The following is a 20,616-nucleotide window of genomic DNA, read 5'->3' as shown; positions in this document are numbered from 1 at the left end:
CCGGAAGCACCACCTCACCCCCGCTCTGTACGGCCGCCGCTCCCGGAGCGGTGGCCGTACAGAGTTCTTCGACCTGGGAAGGACCGCTGTGCTTCTCCTGCTGATCCGCCGCCTCCACCGGCTGCGGCCCCCTCGCCGCCTGGCCGCGGCCGAGCCCTGCACCATCACCCGCCTTCCGGGCGCCCCGCGCCTGTTCGACGCGGAGCAGCCGCTCCTGGCGACCGGCCCCGTGGACACGAGCCCGATACGACGGGCCGAACCCGCGCCCGACGAGGCCGAACTCGCCGTCAAGGCCTGGCTCCACCAGTACGGCCGCCGCCGGGACACCGGCTGCGGCGCCGCCGTGGAGCAGCTGTGACGGCCGCAGCGGGCAGCGCCCGCTTCGTGAAGCCGCCCACGCCCCCGGCCCGGGCGGCCGACGCCACGGCCGGCTGCTGCCTCACCTGCCCCATTGCTGCCGGGTGCGCCCTGTTCAGCGACGCCTACGTGACCTGCCCGGTCACGGGGAACACCGCTCCCCCGGCGCCTCTGGGCTTCGTGCCCACCCAGGCCGCGCAGGCGGCCCCGCACGGCGGTACGGACTGGACGAACGTCGCCGGGCGCGGCGTCGAGGCGGCCGCGTCGGTCGCCTTCGGGTTCGGCTGGCTCGACATCGCCACCGGCCTGATCGAGCGCTTCAACGCGACCGACGCCGAGGGCAACCCAGTGGACTGGGGCCGCCTTCAGCTCAAGCGCAACGGGCTGTGCATCCTCATCGCCACCCTCGTCCCGCTCGGCGACCACACGGCCGCCCAGTGGGTCGCGCACACCCTGCCCGACCTGAACCTGGCCGATCCGGTCTTCCTGCCCGCAGGAGCCGTCCTGGGGGCCGTTCTGCCGGTCTTCGCCGGCCAGTTCGCCCCCGGCGCGGTCGGCGGGATCTGCCGGGCCGCTTGGGGCGCCGGCTCCTTCACCGCCCGCACCGCCTGGAGGTTCCTGACCTCCCGGATGGGCTGGATCGTCGTCCGGCCCGCCGTCTGGGGCCTGATCTGCGGCGGCCTCATCCTCACCTGGCGATTCCTCGTCCACTTCCTCACCGGAGCCTGACCGTGAACATCTTCGACAACGACGTCGCCAACGGGACTTTCGGCACTCTCGCCTTCGGCGCCCTGGCCTGCGTCTTCATCGTCGCCGGATTCAAGTACAAGGTCCTGCGTAGAAAGAAGACCGTCATCCTCGTCGCCCTCGGCGTCCTCGCGGTCACCGTCAACAGCGCCGGACTCCTCGGCGAGATCGCGGGGGCCCTGCGCCTGGGCATGAACCAGGCCGGAGAGCAGGCCGCCCAGGAACTGGCCGGTGCGGAAGTCGCCGTGAACCCGCCGACCACGCACGTCAACCCTGTCACCGCGGGCGGAGCCCTGTTCGGGCTGATCATCGTGGCCTGGTACGGCGTCAAGATCTACGCCGCCAAGGGCAAGCCCAAGGACTGGAAGGAAATGGCCGGAGGAGCCCTGGTCGGCGTCTGCGCCGGCACGGGCGTGGGCTTCCTCGGCATCGCCGTCAGCTCCGCCGTGATCGTCTCCAACAACGTCGGCTTCTGGCTCGTCGGCGGCTGAACGCGGCCGTGACGGTCCGCCGCACCCGCACCCGGGTGCGGCGGGCCGCCTCAGACCGCGCCCAAGCCGCCCAGGAAGGACCACCCAGTGAGCACCACCCAGAGCCCGCACCCCCACCCGCAGCAGGGCGTCGAGATCTACCAGGGCGAGTACGTGTTCGCCGAGCTTGTCGACGACGACGAGCCCCGTACGGACGACGACCAGGACCCGCCGCACGACCACCCCCGGGCCGGTACGACCCGCAGGCTCCGGCAGGCGGCCACCGCCGCCCAGTTCCTCGCCCGCCACACCACGCCCGGCCTGCGCCACGGCTGGCAGGCCGCCGCGCACTGGACCACGGTCGGCTACATGAGCGACGACGAGATCCGCCGCCGCCTGGTCAAGAGGCACCTCGACACCTACGTCGAGCAGCGCGACGACACCGCCAGCGACATCAACCGCCTGAACAAGCGAGCCCAGAAACTCGCCCGGGAAGCCGTCGACTTCGGCCTCACCCGTGAAGAAGCCGGCCAGCTCAAGGACGTGACCGGAGAGCTCCAGCGCCGCCGCATCGCCGGTACGGCCCTCGCCCGCATCCCGTTCGACGTCGAAGCCGTGCAGCCCACCGCCGACCAGATCAAGAGCTACCGCACCCACCAGGGCCTGGCCCGCTTCGCCGGGGTCATCCTCCCCGCCGGAGCCGCCACCATCGGCGTGGTCCTGGCCGCCCCGCTGGCCGGCCTGATCGCCCTCCCGGTCCTCGCGGGCGCCGCCTGGTGGCTCGGACGCCACCCGCTCGCCCTCACCCAGCGCGCCCTGCCCGCCGACCTGTACGGACCGACGGAACTCGAACCTCCCGCCCGCCCGGCCGACCCCGCGGCCCCTGCTGGCCCGGCTGCCGCCACCCCCGCAGAAGAGGACCTCACCCCGTACCCGATCTCCCAGGCCACCACCGTGGAGGAGGCCGAAGAGGCCCTGCGCCGAGCCATCCTCCACGAAGGCGGCGACCTCGACACCGTCACCGACGGCCGACGCGAACCGTGGGGCTGGTCCGCCCGCGTCACCTTCAAGACCGGCTCCCCGGACGACCTCAACGCCGACCAGACCTACAAGGGCCTGATCACCCTCCTACGGCTGCGCCGCAACGGCCTGCTCATCGAGGGCGACCCGAACGCCGGAGAGGCCTGCACCGTACGGATGCTGCTCGCCGACCCGTTCACCCCCGACCTGGTCGGCCCCGTCCCGTACCGGGCACCCCTCTCGGCGTCGATCACGGACACCTTCGACTTCGGCGTCGCCATGGACGCCAGCGAACTTGCCTTCTCGCTGGCCGGACTGATGCTGCTCATGGTCGCCGACTCCGGCGGCGGCAAGTCCGGAATCATGCTCGCCCTGGCCGAAGCCGCCACGTCCACCGTCGACGCGGCCGTCCTCAACCTCGACCCCGTCGGCACCGGAGTCGGCGACCTCGGCCCGGCGATCACGCTCAACGCGACGATGAGCGGCAAGAAGATCATCGCAGTCCTGAATTTCCTGCTCGCCCTCTGCACCGCCCGCGCCCGCCTGCGCGCCGCCTACGGCTGGGGCAACAAGTGGCAGGTCTCCCCCCTGCACCCCGCCCTGCTCGTCTTCGTCGACGAGTGGCCCCAGCTCTCCCCCAAGGCCAAGGCACTCCTGATCAAGCTCCTGCTCCTCGGCCGGAAGGAAGCCATCTGGGTCTACGGCGGCAGCCAGTACGGCACCAAGGACCACCTCGGCGAAGCCATCGGACCCAAGCTGTCCGCCAAGCTCCTCGGCTCATCCCGACGGGTCGACGTCACCGAACTCCTCGGCGGCGGAGCCCTCGCCGAGGGATACCGAGCAGACCTGATCCGGGCTGCCACCCACACCGCCGTCAACGACGCCGGGCAGATCTACGGGGTCGGCCTGCCCGGAATGCCCGACCGCCCGATCCGCTACCAGGTCCGCGAAATCTCGGCACAACTCGCCGCCCGACTCGGCGCCGAACGCGCGACGGCCGGACTCCCGGACCTGACCCACACCCTCACGGAAGCCGGCCTGATCCCGAAGTGGACCGAGCTCATCAAGCTCTGCTCCGCACAGCACAGTCCCCCCGGCGAGGACACCCCGGACCTCCCGGAAATCCTCGCGCTGCTCCGCGAAGCCTTCCTTCGCGAAAGCGACCCGGCCTTCCTCACCATGAACCAGGTCCACACCCACCTCCGCGACGAGGACCCCGACCAGTGGGGCAAGTGGGACGACCGCGACGACCGAGGGCGCCTCCGCGAACTCGGAAAGACCCTCGCCCGCCACCTCCAGAAGGCCGATGTCGAACTCTCCTCGGAGCGCATCACCGAACTCGACGGCAGCCCCCGCGGCTACTACCTCGCCGACATCGAGGACGCCATCAGCAGCCTCTCCTGACCCCCGCACGGCCGGCCCGCGCGATCGGAGAACCAACGGCCGACGATCGGCCCGGCATCGGCTCTGAACGGTTCGCCACAGCCAATGGCCATCCAATGGCAAGCCGATCAGAAACCAATGCTGACCTGCGGAAACCAATCGATCTAATCACTCACCGGAACCCCCGTCTCCCCCGGCGCCAGAGCCCACTCAGCGCCCCGGGGCACGGGGGTTCCCCGTGCCCGCTCGCAGACAAGGACTCCCCCGTTGCGCCGCTACCTCTACCGCTGCACGCTCTGCTGCACGACCAGCCCGATGTGCTTCGGCACCGCCGAGCTGGACGCCCAGAGCAACCACCACCGCGCCGCCGTCCACTCCGGCCACTACCCCGACGGCGAACGCTCCGGTGCGGTCGACCGCACCGGCCGCTGGTACGCCGACATGGGCCCCCTCACGACTCTCCACAGCCTCCTCGCCGACGCGTTCGCCGACCTTCGCGACCCCACAGGGCAAGGCCTTCGGCTCTGGGCCTGGGCCCTGTCCTGGCTCACCCTCAGCACCGCCGGACTCCTCACCGTGTGGGTCTCCGGAGTCGTCCTCAGCCTGTGACGGACCGCCGCGGCCCCCCTTACCGGAACCGGAACCGACCGTGCCGACTGCTGTCCTACAACGCCCTCGCGAACCGGGCCACCGGACGGCGGCGAGCGCGACGGCTCGTGGCCGCCCAGGCCCCGGCGCCACGCGCAGGCCCGACCGACACGCGAACTACTCCCCACCCCCGAACCCCGGAGGACAGACATGGCCATGCCCCGCCCGCGCCGCAGGATCGGCCGCCCCCGCCCCATCCGCCCCGGACCCCGCTACCCGCACCCCCCCCGGGCAACGGCAGCCGCGCCGGCTCGCGCCCGTGACGTACGAGCGACAGGCCTCAGCCACACCGACTCCTCAGAGGTGCCCATGACCACCACCGGCTTCCCCAAGCTGATCGCCCGCTACCTCACCGTCGGCACCGCCACCGTCGAGGTCGCCGAGACCGGCCCCCGAGACGACAACGGGTTCGGTCGCGACACCGTCAGCACCTGCACCGGCTGCCGCACCGTCGAGACCGACAGGTGGAACACCACCTCCTACTCCTTCTCCGGCGAGCCCATCCACAGGTCCGTCACCGAAGCCGCGACCAACGCCGAAGCGCGATCCCGGCAGTGGGCCCAGCGGCACGCCGAATCGTGCCGCGCCATGCCCCTGGACTAGCCCCCATCCCAACACCTGCCGCCCGCCCGCAGGCAGGCGGTCCGACCCACCCCACCCACAGGAGACGCCATGACCTACTCCGAAGACCTCGCCGCGGCGAAGATCGCCGGCCGAGCCTGGGCCTGCATCTGCGGCGCAGAGAACCCGCCCGCGTACGACGCCTGCCACGACTGCCAGCGCCCCTCATGGACCTGCGCCGCCTGCGGGCTGGTCAGCCCCGCCGCGCTCCAGGTCTGCCGCGAGTGCGGCAACTCCACGGCAGCCGAGTCCCTCGGCGACGAACCCGCCTTCGAGATGAGCCACCTCGCGTGGGCCAACCTCCAGATCGGCCCCCGCCGAGTCGGCGGCCACTACGACCACGGCAGCGAGGACACCGCCTACGTGGTCACCGCCATCGAGCACGGGCCGCGGGACACCTGGCCGTCCTGGCAGATCACCGTCCGCTACACCAAGGACGGCCGCACCACCACCCACTGCACTGGTTGGGACCCCAGCCGGGACCGCGTCCTCGCCCAGCCGCCCGCCGACGTCGTCATCGTCTCCGTCGGCCGCCTCCACGACACCGAGTTGTCCGAGCACGCCGACATACTCCAGCGGGCCACCATCGCCCTCGACCTCCGCCACCACTTCCGAGACCCGCACCGCGTTCAGGACCTGCGCAAGCTCTCCGCAGCGGACAAGGCCGTCCGCGAGGCCGTCATCAACACCCCGGGCGTGCGCCAGGTCCTCGCCGCGACCGCACTCCAGATCAGCGGCTACCTCGCCGGGCCGAGCGCGGCGCCCATCACCGTGGTCACGCAGTGCGCCGGCGGACGCCACCGGGCCGCTACTGCTGCCCTCGCCCTGCGAGCCGTCGTCGCGGGCGACGTCGAGCAGGCCGCCGAGTTCGGCCTCGACGGCGCAAGCAGGGCCTTCACCTGCCGCGGGCTCAACGTCGAGCTGATCCACCGGGACATCAGCCGCGCCGTCGTCCAACGCTGACGACCTGTTCGGCCTGTATCGACGGAGACGTCGGGGGTTGCTGTCGTGGTGTCAGCGAAGGCGACCTCCAGTGCATTGAATTAGCGAACCGGGGACGGTTCGACAGGTCCGTAGGCGGCCCCGGATTTTTACCCGGTAAAAATCCGGGCCCCTGACAAGCCACACTTGGAGGCCATTTCTGCGGCACCTGTTGATGTTGTGCTACGCGCTGACGGGGGTTGGCAGGTGTGTTGAGTACTCCTTCACACCTGACTCCTTGGCAACCTAGTAATGTTGTGCCTCATGAGCATCCCAACGCCTCGGGGGGAGCGAGAGAAACTAATCACCTCGCTCACGCCTCGCCTACGGAGACTCCTGAAGATCCGTGCATTCGAGCATGGAATGGACATTCAGGATGCAACGGAGCACGCGATCAGGGCGTGGTACCTCGCCACTGACGTACAGGAAGTGGACACGGACGGAGCCCGGACCTGGGGAACCTTCCTGCCCGTCGGCGAGCCGGCCACCTTCAAGACCGCGTGCGCCGAGCGTGGCGTCACCTACGTCCAAGGCCTCGCGCAGGCCGTGACGCTCTGGCTCGACGCGCACCCCTCACCGGCCGCCCCGTTGCCCGCGCAGCCGGTCGTCCGGGTGATAGTGGCGAACCAGAAGGGGGGCGTGGGCAAGACGTTCATCAGCTCCGGCATGGCCCAGGCCCTCGCAGAGTCCGGGAAGCGGGTCCTCCTCGTGGACTACGACCCGCAAGGCCACCTCACCGCCGAACTCGGCTTCGAGGAGGTCATGTACGAGGACGACGTCGAGACCCTGCTCATGCACATGGAGGGCTCGGCGAAGGGTCACATCCGAGACCTCCTGGTGGCGCTGGACCAACCGCGGTTCGGTGAACGGCTCCATCTGCTCCCCGCCTCCGACGACGCCTTCCTCCGCGACGTGGCCCTGTCGAAGGTGTCCTTCAGCGAGTCGGCCCTGGAGCGGGCCCTCGAACCGCTGGAGGCTGACTACGACATCATCATCCTGGACGGTCCCCCGAGCCTCGGACTGAACATGGACACCGCCCTCTACTTCGTCCGGCGCCGTGACGGGGAGCTCAGGGACCGCTCCGGCGTGATCACTCCCGTCTGGGCGAACCGGGCGAGCCACCGGGCCTTCAAGTTGCTCAAGGAGCAGAAGGAGGACCTGGAAAGGAAGGGCCGCATCCAGATCGACTACCTCGGTCTCGTGATCAACGCCTACGACCGGCGCCGCGGGAAGCTCGTCGAAGAGAACAAGGAGCAGTGGGAGAAGAGCAGCACCCCTGCCGTCCTTGCGGTGATCGGAGACCTCAAGGAGGGACGTGAAGCCGCCGACGGCGAGATCCCCCTTCTTGAGTACGCACCTGACAGTGAGCACGCACGAGCGATGCGCGATTTGGCGAAGGAGCTGGCGGTATGACCGCGGCGCAGCGGGTAACCCGCGGATTCAGTGTGGATGAGGACTCCTCCGAACCCACCCGACGGCGGGTGCGAACCCGGCAGCAGATCATCAACGGGGAAGGCAAGCGCCCCCCGGCCCAGGTGGATCTCGCCGAACTCGCGCACAACCCCTTCAACCCCCGCGACGAGCTGACCGACATCGAGGAGACCGCCGGTTCGCTGCGAGACCGAGGGCAGCTCCAGCCCATCGCCGTGGTGCGCAAGGCCGCCTTCCTTCAGGTCCACCCCGACCAGAAAGCTGTCATCGGCGACGCCGAGTATGTTGTCATCGACGGCAACCGACGCCTCGCCGCCGCGCACGAGGCGGGCCTGGCGACACTCCGCATCGACGTCAACGATGATCTTGCGGCCTCTGCGGAGTCCATCCTGGAAGTGGCGCTCATCGCCAACATCCACCGCGTGGACGTGCCCCCCATGGACCAGGCGAAGGCGATCCAGGAACTGGTCGCGGCCCACGGCAAGCAGGGAATCGTCGCCAAGCTCCTCGGGAAGTCCGATGGATGGATCTCTCAGCGGCTTGCCCTGCTCCGACTCCCCGACGACCTCCAGGAGAAGGTGGAGACCGGCGATCTCAAGGTCCGTGACGCCCGCCGCATCGCCCGCCTGCCGGCCGATGAGATGCGGGCCGAAGCCAGTCAGGCCATGGAGCCCGGGGCCCCCAAGCCCCGACGGGTGGCCCAGCCCAAGCCCGCTGCGCCCGAATCCGAAGGGTCCGTAACCGACATCCCGGCGCAGGGCACGGGCCGGGACGGCGTCGTGGATTCGGCGGCCGAGCCCGTAGCGGCCCCCCGACCCGAGGCTGCGGAGGAGACGTCTGAAGACGCCGGCAGCGAGCAGGGCGAGCCCTACCTCGTGGACATCAGGAACCTGCCTCGCGTCCCCTGGCACGACGGCGCGGAGGTGGCTGTTCTGATCACGCACAAGGTCAGCCCCGGACAACAAGAGGTCCTGCTGGAGAGGCTCTTCGCCACCATGGACGAGCAGCGCCGGGACGCCGTTCTCGAACGGCTGATCGGCCTCGCGGCGAGGTAGCCGCTGCACCACAGCAGCGCGCCAGAAGGGGCTCGGATTTTTACCCGGTAAAAATCCGAGCCCCTTCGTCACGTCGACACCCGGAACGGCTCAGCGGGGATCACTGACCCTCACCGGCAACCCCGCGCTGCTCCAGGTCGCTCCTGGTGGTGATGCTGATCGGCCGTACGGGGGAGTAGAGATCATGTACCAGTGACCTTATCCATCTCCTCCGATGGAGTGTGTTCCCACGGGCCGAGCCTCCTAGCCGAGCGGTCAGCGCAGGTCGATGTGATGGGCCGGGGGAGTACCAGTGGCCTGCGGGGCTGTAGAACCGCTCAGTACCGAGATAGGCGGCCGCGGGCGAGCAGCGGCTATCCCATGCTGCTCTGGAGAGCAATGGGGACTAGGGGAGAGGGAAAGCCATGACCATGCGATCAGATCACGCGTGCTATGTAGAGGCGGCCGTGACGGAGCTTGCAGAACTCGGACTGACGGTCGTGGGCCACGCGGTGACCGGGCGTCCGCCCGCGGTGCGGACTGCGGTGGTGTCGCTGGCGCCGCCTGAAAGCGGCCCCTACGCCGACGAGGACGACGACATCGAGCTCGCCTGGGACGAGTCCTACGGCTGGGTGCTCCGGCTTCCTGCGGAAGCGGGGATGAGCGACTGGTTCATGGGGGAGGACCTGGTACCCGGCCCCGCCCGGCTGGCGCGCTGGGCCGACATGGTGCTGACCCACCCCGGACTGACCCCGAGTCGGGAGGACGGCCCGCAGCGGCTGCCCGAGACCGACGACGCAGCGTTCGAGGCGCGGCTGTCCGCCTACGCGTCCTGACGGGCTGCTGCCCCCCTCTTTCTCCCGACCGCCCCATGGGGCCGTCGGCGCTGAGGCTGCGCCGGGCCCCGCTGCTTGGAGAACCGCATGTCGATCACGCCGGTTGCCCCTGCCCCCGAGCCGCCTGAGCCGGACCGGCTCGGGCCGATCGGCCGCGCCCGCGCCAGCGTGGCCGCCATCGAGATCCTGCTGCGGCTGCGTGAAGACCAGGCGGAGCCCACCGAGGAGGAGCTGAGGGCGCTCCGGCACTGGCCGGGCTGGGGCCCGCTGGCCCCAGCCCTCGCGCCGGGCCGTGACGGGACCTGGGCGGAGATCGGCGAGCAGCTGCAACGGCTCCTCTCCCCACGCGAGTACCGGCAGGCCGAACAGGGCACACCGACCGCCTACTACACCCCCGACCGGATCACCGAAGCGTGCTGGGCGGCCCTGCGCGGCCTCGGCTTCGAAGGGGGCCGGATCCTGGAGCCCGGATGCGGGGCGGGCACCTTCATCAAGCACACCCCGGACGGGCTGCCCGTCCAGTGGTACGGCGTCGAGCGGGACCCCACGACCGCCGGCATCGCCGCCCTGCTCCACCCGGACGCCGAGATCATCAACGCCCGGCTCCAGGACGCCTCGCTCCAGTCCAACAGCGTCGACGCCGTCCTCGGCAACGTGCCCTACGGCAACTACACGGTCTTCGACAAGACCGCACCGAAGACCGTCACCAAGAGCATCCACAACTACTTCATCTGGCGCTCCGTGCAGGCGCTGCGCCCCGGCGGCATCGCCATCCTCCTGACCTCCCGCTACACGCTGGACGCCGCCGACGAAGCCGCCCGCCGGGCCATCGCCGAGCACGCGGACCTGCTGGGAGCCGTTCGGCTGCCCAACGGCGCGCTCTCCGAGGGCGGCACCGCCGTCCTGGCCGACATCCTGGTCGTCCGCCGCCGCGACACCGACGGGCCGATCGACGAGAGCTGGATGGGCACCGGCATGGTACCGGGAGTGCCGGACGAGCAGTGCAACGACTACTTCCTGGCGAACCCCTCCCACGTGCTCGGAACGTGGGAGCGGGGCCGGGCCGCCCAGTACGGGCACACCCTCGCGGTGAGGGCACCCGAGGGCCAGGACCTCTCCGCGGTCCTCGGCGAGGCCTTCGACGCCATCACCACCAGGGCCCGCGCCGCCGGGCGGGAGTGGAAGGTGAACCCCGGCGCCCAGGCCTGGACTCTGGACACCCTGCCGTTCCCCGTCCGCGACGACGGACGCAAGGAAGGCTCCTTCCACCTCGTGGAGGGCAAGCCGCACGAGGTCATCGACGGCGAGCTCGTCGCCGTGCCGCGCGCGGGCAAGGAACTGCCCAAGTTGATCCGGTTGCGCGATGCCACGGTCGCGCTGATCGAGGCGGAGACCGACCACGACACCCCCGACGCGCAGCTAGAGCCGCTGCGCGCGGAGGTGAACCGGCTCTACGACGCCTACGTCCGCGTGCACGGCCCGATCAACCGGTTCACCACCGTCCAGGGGGAGGTCGACGAGGAGACCGGCGAGGCAGCCGTCAGCCGCCGCTACCCGCGGCTGGGTGGCTTCCGCCGGGACCCGGACGTCGTGGCGGTCCTGGCTCTGGAGGACTTCGACGACGAGACCCGGACGGCCACCAAAGCCGCTCTTCAGTCCCGCCGGGTCAACAAGCGGATCGAGCGCCCCACCTCGGCCGACAGTCCCGAGGCGGCTCTGTCGCTGTGCCTGAACTTCCGCAACCGGATCGACATCCCCTACATCGCCCGGTTGCTGAGCATCGAGCCGGACCAGGTCGCCGGCGCGCTCGGGGACCTGGTCTTCGTCGAGCCGGACACCGGCGACCTCCTGACCGTGGGCGAGTACCTGTCCGGGCCGGTCGTGGACAAGCTGGAGCGGGTGGAGTTCCTCCTCTCGCAGGGCCGCGAGGACCTCCAGCGCCATGTGGAGGCCCTGCGGGAGGTCCAGCCCGAGCCGCTTCAGCCCGAGGACATCAAGGCCAAGCTGGGCGCCCCCTGGATCCCGGTCGAGGACGTGCGGGCGTTCGCCGAGGAGCTCCTCGGCGTGGACGTCGACATCGTCCACGTCGCCAAGACCGCGACCTGGAACGTCGACACCCCGATGACGGTCCCCGAGGCCGCCACCAGCGAATGGGGCACCAACCGGGCCGACGCCTTCGAGCTCCTCGACCTGGCCCTCAACGGTCAGAGCCCGCGGGTCTACGACACCTTCCGCACCCCGGAGGGCGGCACGAGGCGGGTCCGCAACGACAAGGCGACGCTCCTCGCCGAGACCAAGCTCACCGACCTGAGCCGCCGATTCGCGAGCTGGGTGTGGGAGGACCCCGAACGCTCCGACCGGCTGGCCGCGGACTACAACCGCCGCTTCAACTCCACCGTCCTGCGCAAGAACGACGGCTCCCACCTGACCGTCGACGGCCTCGACCCCGAGTTCACCCCGTACGCGCACCAGTGGGACTTCGTCCAGCGCGTGCTCTCCGCGGACGAGGGTTCGCTGTGCCCCTACCCGGTCGGTGCGGGCAAGACCGCCACCATGTTCATGACCGCGCTCAAGCTGAAGCAGCTCGGCCTGGTCAACAAGCCGATGGTGGTCGTCCCCAACCACCTCCTGGAGCAGATCGCCCGCGACGGCAAGAAGCTCTTCCCCAACGCCAACATCCTCATGGCGGGCAAGAAGGACCTCGCGGACGCCCGCTCCCGCATGCTCTTCGCGGCCCGCTGCGCCACCGGCGACTGGGACACCATCGTCATGACGCACTCCAGCTTCGGCCGCCTGGGCGTCCACCCGGTCACCGAGGCGACGTACCTGGAAGAGCTGGCCAACGACTACCGGGAAGCCCTCGACGCACTCGACGGCGACGACGCGAACCAGCGGCGCATCAAGGAGATCGCCAAGCAGGTCGACCGGTTCGACGCCCGCGCCTCCGACCTGCGGTCCAAAGCCGTCGACGCCGGGGTCACCTTCGAGAACCTGGGGGTCGACTTCCTCCAGATCGACGAAGCGCACCTGTTCAAAAACCTGGCCCTGCCGGCCACGACGGAGGGCATGTCGCTGGGCAAGCCGTCCAAGCGGGCCACCGACCTGGACCTGAAGATCCTCGTCACCCGCGAGCGCACCGGCCGCGACAACGTCGTCGCCCTCTACAGCGGCACATTCATCAGCAACAGCGTGCGCGAGATGTACGTCTTCAAGCACTACACGATGCCCAAGCGCATGGAGCAGCTCGGGCTGGGGACCCCGGACGCCTGGGCCGCCAACCACATCAACTTCGAGACCCGTCCCGAGGTCGGCGTGGACGGGGTCTCGTTCCGGCTCAAGCGGCGGCCGGTGGACTACGTCAACGCCGACGAAGCCATCGCTCTGTTCAACGAAGTCGCAGAGCTGAGACCCCGTGAGTCCTTCCAGATCGAGCGGCCGGAGCGCGAAGAGCGCTTCGTGGAGATCGAAGCGACCCCGAACCTGATCCGCTACGTCGAAGGGATCTCCGGCCGCATCGACGACATCCAGGGCGGCAAGGTCAAGCCGTGGCAGGACAACATGCTCAACGTCATCACGGACGGCCGGAAGGCCGCCCTGGACCTTGAGCTGGTCGGCATGACCCCGGACGGCCCCGGCAAGGTCGGCGCCGTCGTCAGAAACGTCCTGGAGATCCACCACCAGACCAAGAACCTCAAATTCCCCGGCGACCCGGAAGACGTCGAGGGCGCCTTGCAGCTGCTGTTCTGCGACCTGGGCACCCCGGGCAAGGAGAGGGGGAGCCAGGTCTACGGGAAGATCCGCCGCGGCCTGATCGACGGACTCCCGGACGAAGGACTGCCCGGCATCCCGCGTGAGCGCATCAAGTTCATCCACGACTACAACAGCGACCTCGCCAAGGAACAGCTGTTCACCAACGCCCGCTCCGGCAAGGTGAACGTGCTGTTCATGTCCTCCCAAAAGGGCGGTACGGGCGTGAACGTCCAGCCTCGCGGCGTCGCCCTGCACCACGTCGACCCGCCACACCGGCCCGACGAATGGGAGCAGCGCGAGGGACGACTCGACCGTCCGGGCAACAAGATGATCAAGCTCGGGAAGCCGGTCACGTTCCTGCGCTACCTGGCGCTGCACTCCTTCGACAGCTATATGTTCCAACAGCTCGAACGCAAGCAGAAACCCGTCGTGCAGATCCTGTCCGGGCACAGGGTCGGCCGCGTCATCGAGGAGATCGACGCCGTCGGCGCGGGCTTCGGCGCAGCCAAGGCGATCGTGGCCGGTAACCCGCTGTTGATGGAGCTGGCCGACGTCAACGGCCAGCTCCAGGTTCTGCTGAACGCGGCCGACGGCCACCGCCAGGCCCAGCGCCGCATGCAGAGCAAGGTCGAGATCCTGGGCCAGGAGATCAGCCAAGCCGAACGCGATCTGGCCCCCATGCAGGTTATGGCCGACGCGGTGACCGCGGCCGCCGACGACACATGGCGCACCGCCGACGGCCGCCTGGTCCAGCCGGACGACGTTCCGGCCGCGCTCGCCCAGTCCGCTCAGGGCGCGCGCTCCACCCTGGACCTGAGCGCCGGATACACCTGGCGAGGCCTGAACATCGGCTTCACCTGGCACCGCAAACAGCAGTTCGGGAACGTGGCGTACGAGTCGTACGCGCACTTGGTGATCCCCGGCCGGCACCAGGTCGACGTCCGGCTGAACCTGCCCTGGTTCGGCAAGGGGCAGACCTGGCGCATCACCAAGGCGCTGGGGGAAGCAGCCGACGCTGCGGTGACCGCCCCGGAGGAGCTCCGCGTCAAGGTCGCCAAGATGCGCACGGCTCTGGAGGACACCCGGCCCCACCTCGGGCGCCCCTTCGACAAACACGCCGAACTGGAGGCGGTCCGGGCCCGCCGAGCCGCGCTCGAAGCGCAGATCTCGGACGCGGCAGTCGCGTCCGGGCGCGAGAGCCAGTCGGGTCCGCAGTTCGACCCCGGTGCCGCCGGCGCCGAGATGTCCGAGGCGGACATGGCGATGCACGACGCCGCCGTCCTGGTCGCCACGGCGGGCGGCTCCGCCGTCGTCCGTAGCGAGGGCCAGATCGTCGGAACCGTCCGGGCCACCGGCCCCGCACCCGCCGACGAACCTTTCCGCCCCCACCTGGAGAACCCGCACCGGTTCGCCGAAGCCCTCCAAGCGCTCACCGACACCGCGCTCGCCGACTCCGATGTGATGCGGTGGGCACAGAGTGATGCCGACGACAGCGCCTTCGTCGGAGCCTTCGGCGAGTGGACCCGGGCCTGGGTGGAACAGCGGTACGGGTCCGATGCTGGCGACCGGCCGGACTGGGTCTTCGCCTACCTCGACGAACGCGCCTACGCCTCACAGGACGTGCTCCACGGACAAGCCGCGGCCGCCGTCCGGCAGCAGGCCCGCGCCCTCGCCGCCCCCGCGCCGGATCCGTCACGGACAACGACGACCGCCGCCGACGCAACCCAGCCGGCACCCGCCTCGCCGACCCCCGAACCCGCCTCGGCACCGCAGCCCGCGGCCGCCGCCCGGAGACTGACCGACCCGGAGCTGTGGAACGAAGGCCTTCGGACCATCCTCGACGGAGCCGCCGGCGTCGAACGGCTGGAACAGGCCGCGCGCGCCAACGACGCCCCCAACTTCGCCATCGTCTTCGCCGACTGGGCCGAGGACTGGCTGATGGACCGATACACCGACCCCACAGCCGGGTGGCCGGAGTGGGCCCGCCGCTACTTCGGCGCCGGCGAAGAGGCTTACCTGGACCGTCAACAGCTGCACGCCGCGGCCGCCACCGCCGCCTACGAGCAGCTGCGGCGGACCGCTGAGACACCTACCCCCGCCCCCGTTCCGGCTCCGGTTGCCCCGGAGGCCGACGTGGCTTCGCAGCCCGAGCCCACCCTCCAGAGCCTGGTCGACGGTTTCGGCGGCAGGGTGATGGTCGGGCACATCAGCGGCCCGCAGGCGGCGCGCACCCACCAGTCCGCCGGATGGGCCATCCGGGCCGTGCTCAGCGAAGAGCAGATGCTGGACCTCGTCAGCGCCGTCGCGGTGGATGGCCAGCCGCCCAGCGCCACGCCTGACGCCGTCCCAACCGAGCGGGTTCGCGAATGGATCGCCGAGCAGCATCAGGCCCCCGCCGCCGCGTACTACGCCGACACCTCCAGCTCGTTGCCGCCCGCCCTGCGCGGCAACGGGGAGGTGCAGGTGTCGACGAACGGGACAGGGCTGACCATCGCCCAGCGCGACGTCTCCACCACGATCCTGTGGGAGGAGCTCCCGGCCTGGATCGACGCCGCTGTCGCCCACGACACCGCCACCCGCTCCCCGTCCCTGCCCGCGTGGGCCTACGGCCGCCTCGACGCCGAGATCCACTTCCGCCGCGACACGGAGACCGATGCCCGCGCCGGGGCCCTCGATGCCCTGTACGTCGCCCTGCGCGAGGGCCCGCCGCCGAGCGACGAGCAACTCGCCGCATCCCGGGACCGGTACGGGCCGCCGCCGGCGCCCGCCGCGCAGGACACCGACACCACGCAGACCCAGACGGACCCGCCCGCGCCAAACGCGGAACCCGAGCCGGAGCCCGAGCCGCTGCCCACCGAGCCGGTGCCGGGCGCCGAGGGATACACGTACCTGGAGACCGGCCGGACGGTGATGCTCTACGACAGCACCGGCGAGCAGGTCGGCATCGCGCAGTGGAGCTACACCAAGTACAAGCACCTGGGCGACGTCCAGGGCGACACCGTCCGCGGCACCGCCGAAGCCGCGGTCGTCGCCAAGCGCATGGCCCACCACCACGCCGTCGTCTACGGCGTCGACGTCCACCGTCCCGCCCCCGACGACCAGGGCCGGGACCCGGTCTGGATCCTGCACAACGGCGACGACACCCTCGTCGTCGGCATCACCCCGGAGGACGCGACCGCCAAGGCGGCGCTGTGGACGGCCGGCGGTTTCAAGCAGTCCCGGAAGGTCGGCGGCTACTACCTACCCCGCACCTGGAAGGTGTCCACTCGCAAGGACCGCGTCGACACCGCCGTCCGCGTCCTCGCGGCCGCCGGCCGGACCGTCGTCGTCTACGCCCGCCGCGACGAGCGGCAACAGGCTCTCGCAGCGCCCGCCCGGCTGCCGGTACTCGCCATCACCCCACCCGACTTCGATCAGGTGCCGGCCTTCTTCGACGCTCCGCCGTACGCCGACGAAGCCGCCATCTCACAGGACGTCGACCGGATGTCCGACGCCTACGGGCGGTGGAGTGAGCACACGGTCGTCCAGGCCTACATCCAGCAGGACTACGACGCCCGCCCCAGCGGATTCGGCACGCTGGACAACCCCATCGCCGAGCTCCGCGTCGCCTACGCGCGAGCGGAGGGCGCCCTCCGCGGCGAGGCGTCGGGCGGCGCGGACGAGATCCTGCGCCGCATCCACGCCGTCGCCGCCTGGAGCCAGGCCCTGGAGCCGGTCGTCGACACCGAACTCCTCGACCCGCTCCAGAGGCTCTACGCGGCGGCGCACATGCTCGGGGCGCGCACGCAGGCGACCATGGCGGAGCTCGCCCGGCAGGCAGAACAGCCCGCCCCCGCCGCCGACAGCGCCGCCGACCAGACGACACCCGAGCCCCAGGCGCGGCCCGAGCCGGCCGCCGAGAGCGATCCCCAGCCCGCTCCCTCCGACACCCTGGTCGAGCCTGCGGCCGAAAGCTCGACCACGGCGGGAGCAAGCCCCTCCACGGCTGCCGACGCGGGCAAGGGGGCCTCCACCGAGCCAGGCCGCGACCAACCCCCCGCTCCGGCGCCGGAGGTCTCTCCCGTCGTCGAGACGGCTCCGGCCTCCGCCGATGCGTCCGAGACGGGATGGGGATTCGTCGAGGGTGAGTCCATGAGGTACGTCGGGCAATGGGACGGCCGGTACGAGATCGCCCTGCCCGGAGCCACCTACATCCTCTTCATGCCCTCGCTCGAACACCGCCGCACCAAGTACTCGGTCGCCCAGGACGCTCCGCTGGGCCAGTCGCCCAAGAGGCTGCGGACCTTCGAGGACCCGGACGAGATCGTCCCCTGGCTCCGCAGCCACGCCTCAGGGCAGCAGATCGGCTACACCTTCCGCGACGGCGCCTGGGCCGAGACGGCAGCCCAGGACGACACCTCGCCGACGGATCAGGCCGCGGAGGACGGGCAACTGGGACTGTTCGGAGCTCCCCAAGATGCCCCCGGACGGCAACAACCCGAGACGAACACCACGGCGCCAGCCGTTCGGACATCGCCTGCCCCGACACCCACCCCCAACACGCCAACGGCCGCCCTGGAGGCCGCAACGCCCGCGACCGACGAGGCCCTGCCCGACACCACCGACAGCGGGGAGGAACCGCAGACAACGGCGACCCCGGAGCCGGTCCACCCCCCGGCCACGGATGGGAAGGCCGAGCAGCCTGATTCCGGGCCCGCCGCCACGGACGCACCCGGCCCGGAGCCGGAGCGGGGGCCGATGCTCACCCTCGGACTCCGGGAGGGAGCCGAGGGACAGGTCGTCGCCCGAGTGGAAGCCGGCGACACCGTGAACGTCCTCGTGCTGCCCGACATCTCGACGGCGGACGTCCCCGGCCTGCCACTGCCCGTCACGGTGCAGACACCCATGCTGGTGCGCGCCGCCCGGCTGACGGAACAGCTGGTCTCCGACGAAGAGACCGCGGCATGGCTCGGCGAGCAGCTGCCCGATGGCCCCCTCGCCGACGCCTGGAGCAGCGACCGCGTGCGCCCTGCGCTCATCGTCGTCGTGCGCGACAGCCTCCGCGACAGCATGGCGCCCAGCGTGGACGACGTCGCCGCATGGCTGGTGACCGCGGCGGTTGAGAACGACATCCTTCTCCACGCCGCACACGCCGGCCCGGAGGCATTCAGAGCGGCCTTCGCCCTTGCGGCCGACCCGCTGGTCACCGACGGCGCCTCCGAACACCTCCTCTGGACCTACCTGGGCAGGGAAGGCCGGCGCGAGGAAGTACTCGCCCTCGCCACACCCGAGGCACGCACCCGGCTGCTGTCCCGCCCACTACCCCACGACCCGTCCACGACCCCACCCGTCGCTCAGACCGATCCCGACCCCGCGCAGGAGTCCGCGATGACCAGTCCCGCACCCGCCGCCGAGGAACCGGTCCGCGAGGAAGGCGACATGCTGGTGCCGGAGAAGGAGATCGTCGACGGCGACGACTTCGGCACCGGCGAGACGTTCGCGATTCCGGACGACGATCGGCACATGCTCTTCCTGGAAGGCTCCTATGGTCAGCTGAGCCGAGAAGGCCAGGTCATCGCCACCCTTCGCCAGCTGGAGAACGGGCAGTGGTACTCCCGGATGGAGATGGATCCACCGGACCTGACCCCGCCAACCGACTGGTCGGAGACCGCCGCGGAGCACGCCGCCACCCTGTACGCGGCAGCCACCGGCGCACCCCTCGGAAACCCGGTCGTACCGGCCCCCGGCGACACGGCCCAGGCCCGCGCCGAAGAGGTCCGCGGCGACCTCCGAGTCTTCGCCGCCCACCACATGCAGAGCATCACAGGAGCCGTCCAACAGCTGTCGGACGCCTACGCCCGGAACCCGCACTACGCCGAGCTCGCCACCCGCCTCGCGGCGGTCGCCGACTCCGACGGTCGGGGATCCCGGATGATGGCGGCCGACCTGGCCGCCGTCGAGCAGGCCGTGACCGACTGGCGGGCCGCCCTGCCACCGTCCCCGTCCACCGCGATCCGGGCAGGCCTCGCCTTCCCCCTCGCCCATGCCCTCGTCGACGTCTGGCACCTTCAAGAACGGCTCCAGGCGACCGTCGCGGCCGCCGCCGCAGACGAACAGGAACGAGCCCGCCGCGAAGAAGCCACCGCCCAGCCCGAGACGACCCCGGCCCCGGTCGCCGAGACCACTCAGCAGCCTCCCGAGCCCGCAGCCTCCGAACCCCCGACTCAGCCGGAACCCGCAGCGCAACCCGACCTTGAAGCCCCTCCGGCCACGACCCGGGGGCCGGAGGAGGAACCCCCGGCCCCGGCGGAGCCCGCTCCGCTCTGGGGCACCCCCGACCTCCCAGTGCCCGCCCTCGACCCCGCGCAGCCCGAGAACAAGCCCGAGCCCGACCTCCTGGCCAACTTCACGAACTTCCAGGCGGCATGGGACGACGTGGTGACAGACGGAAACTCCGCCGACCTGCTCGACGACGTACGCCCCCACCTGCTCACCCTGCAATCCCTCCTCGCCGACGCTGCCCAGGAAGCACCGGCGCCCCCGACCGCGCCCGCCGCCGCGGGCCCCGAAAGCCCTCAGGAACGCGCCGACAAGGTCAACGCCGCCTTCCAACACGCCGACTCCCAGGCCGACCTGCTCCGAGACCTTGCGGAGTGGCAGCGCATCCAGACAGTGCGTGGAGCCCTGGGGCACCTGGTGACCACCATCAGGCAGCGAGCAGGCGAACGGCTGGACCGGCTGCTCGACGACCAGCGAGCTCGCGGCTTCCTGCGGGAGCTGGCGGCCCAAGCATGCGACAAGATCGCCGGATGGGCCCAGGCGGCAGCCGACCGCCTCCGCGGCGGCACCCCGCACCCCGGCACCGACGTCCTGGTGCGCCTCGCAGACGCGGCGGGACCCTACCGTGGCTCCAGCGGTCCACCGCCGAGCGGGGACGGCCCCGGGGACCTCCCCGACATCCCCGCCATGCGCAAGCTCGGTGAGGCCCTGGACAAACCGATGCCCCAGAAGCCCAGGGTCTCCGCGGCTGCCGCCCGGAGCCGGTCGACGACGGGCAAGCGCCCGAAGAAGCGGACTCCCGCAGCAGAGCAAGCTGGCCACCTCCGCCGGGGGACAGAGCAGAGCCAGACCCGCAAACCGCCACAGCGCTGAGCGGAACCGGCGGGGTACTCCCTTTAGGCGTACCGCCGAGTAGGCCCACCCGGAAATACGGTCAATCGGGCCAGACAACCAGCGCGTTGTGTCTGCCTGCTGGCCCGCTGGGGCCCGTTCATCCCCTGGCGCAGGGGCGACACGTTGCCGTGGACCGTTTCGCCTCTCTTCATGGCCGTTCATCCCCTGGCGCAGGGGCGACACGGG

At 70.8% G+C, this 20,616-nt stretch carries 11 protein-coding genes and 1 CRISPR repeat array (1 of these 12 cut by a window edge); all 11 genes read left to right on the top strand.

Translation table 11 applies throughout. The features are described from left to right. Positions 1-88: 88 nt before the first annotated feature. The 11 genes from ABTZ17_RS16565 to ABTZ17_RS16515 all read left to right on the top strand — a co-directional run bounded on the left by ABTZ17_RS16565 (position 89) and on the right by ABTZ17_RS16515 (position 20,409). Positions 89-358, top strand: coding sequence for a hypothetical protein (locus ABTZ17_RS16565; RefSeq protein WP_352196330.1), 270 nt, complete (start codon positions 89-91; stop codon positions 356-358). Beyond that, a complete protein-coding gene (locus ABTZ17_RS16560) occupies positions 355-1,086 on the top strand; it encodes a hypothetical protein (protein ID WP_352196329.1) in 732 nt (243 codons plus the stop codon). The genes ABTZ17_RS16565 and ABTZ17_RS16560 overlap by 4 nt, the downstream gene beginning before the upstream one ends. A 2-nt stretch (positions 1,087-1,088) precedes the next feature. Continuing rightward, the gene (locus tag ABTZ17_RS16555; protein ID WP_352196328.1) at positions 1,089-1,595 is read left to right on the top strand and encodes a hypothetical protein; all 507 of its coding nucleotides are present in this window, start codon (positions 1,089-1,091) and stop codon (positions 1,593-1,595) included. 87 nt (positions 1,596-1,682) lie between these two features. Next, positions 1,683-3,998: a hypothetical protein gene (locus tag ABTZ17_RS16550; RefSeq protein ID WP_352196327.1), complete on the top strand. Its 2,316-nt coding sequence runs from the start codon at positions 1,683-1,685 to the stop codon at positions 3,996-3,998. A 246-nt stretch (positions 3,999-4,244) separates the two neighbouring features. Continuing rightward, positions 4,245-4,586: a hypothetical protein gene (locus tag ABTZ17_RS16545; RefSeq protein WP_352196326.1), complete on the top strand. Its 342-nt coding sequence runs from the start codon at positions 4,245-4,247 to the stop codon at positions 4,584-4,586. A gap of 348 nt (positions 4,587-4,934) precedes the next feature. Then, the gene (locus tag ABTZ17_RS16540) at positions 4,935-5,228 is read left to right on the top strand and encodes a hypothetical protein (RefSeq protein WP_352196325.1); all 294 of its coding nucleotides are present in this window, start codon (positions 4,935-4,937) and stop codon (positions 5,226-5,228) included. Positions 5,229-5,297: 69 nt separating this feature from the next. Then, positions 5,298-6,209 (top strand): RapZ C-terminal domain-containing protein, encoded by a 912-nt coding sequence (locus ABTZ17_RS16535; protein ID WP_352196324.1) that lies wholly within the window; start codon positions 5,298-5,300, stop codon positions 6,207-6,209. 447 nt (positions 6,210-6,656) lie between these two features. Further along, positions 6,657-7,640, top strand: a complete 984-nt coding sequence (locus ABTZ17_RS16530; protein WP_502994701.1) for a ParA family protein — start codon at positions 6,657-6,659, stop codon at positions 7,638-7,640. Positions 7,641-7,708: 68 nt separating this feature from the next. Then, entirely contained in the window at positions 7,709-8,713 is a 1,005-nt protein-coding gene (locus ABTZ17_RS16525) for a ParB/RepB/Spo0J family partition protein (protein ID WP_352196322.1), read from the top strand. 404 nt (positions 8,714-9,117) lie between these two features. Beyond that, the gene (locus ABTZ17_RS16520; protein ID WP_352196321.1) at positions 9,118-9,528 is read left to right on the top strand and encodes a DUF6292 family protein; all 411 of its coding nucleotides are present in this window, start codon (positions 9,118-9,120) and stop codon (positions 9,526-9,528) included. An 87-nt stretch (positions 9,529-9,615) separates the two neighbouring features. After that, positions 9,616-20,409, top strand: a complete 10,794-nt coding sequence (locus ABTZ17_RS16515; RefSeq protein ID WP_352196320.1) for a helicase-like domain-containing protein — start codon at positions 9,616-9,618, stop codon at positions 20,407-20,409. 114 nt (positions 20,410-20,523) lie between these two features. After that, positions 20,524-20,616: a CRISPR direct-repeat array (repeat unit 29 nt; unit sequence CCGTTCATCCCCTGGCGCAGGGGCGACAC) (it continues 546 nt past the right edge of the window).

Source organism: Streptomyces sp. NPDC097619, from assembly GCF_040302735.1.
Taxonomy (GTDB): domain Bacteria; phylum Actinomycetota; class Actinomycetes; order Streptomycetales; family Streptomycetaceae; genus Streptomyces.
The sequence above is the reverse complement of the archived record's forward strand: the minus strand, read 5'-3'. Positions and strand labels throughout refer to the sequence as shown.

What these genes read in the sequence shown, in the direction of transcription:
- ABTZ17_RS16540 (WP_352196325.1), top strand. Translation starts at nt 4,935, where the DNA reads ATGACCACCACCGGCTTCCCCAAGCTGATCGCCCGCTACCTCACCGTC.
- ABTZ17_RS16535 (WP_352196324.1), top strand. Translation starts at nt 5,298, where the DNA reads ATGACCTACTCCGAAGACCTCGCCGCGGCGAAGATCGCCGGCCGAGCC.
- ABTZ17_RS16520 (WP_352196321.1), top strand. Translation starts at nt 9,118, where the DNA reads ATGACCATGCGATCAGATCACGCGTGCTATGTAGAGGCGGCCGTGACG.
- ABTZ17_RS16515 (WP_352196320.1), top strand. Translation starts at nt 9,616, where the DNA reads ATGTCGATCACGCCGGTTGCCCCTGCCCCCGAGCCGCCTGAGCCGGAC.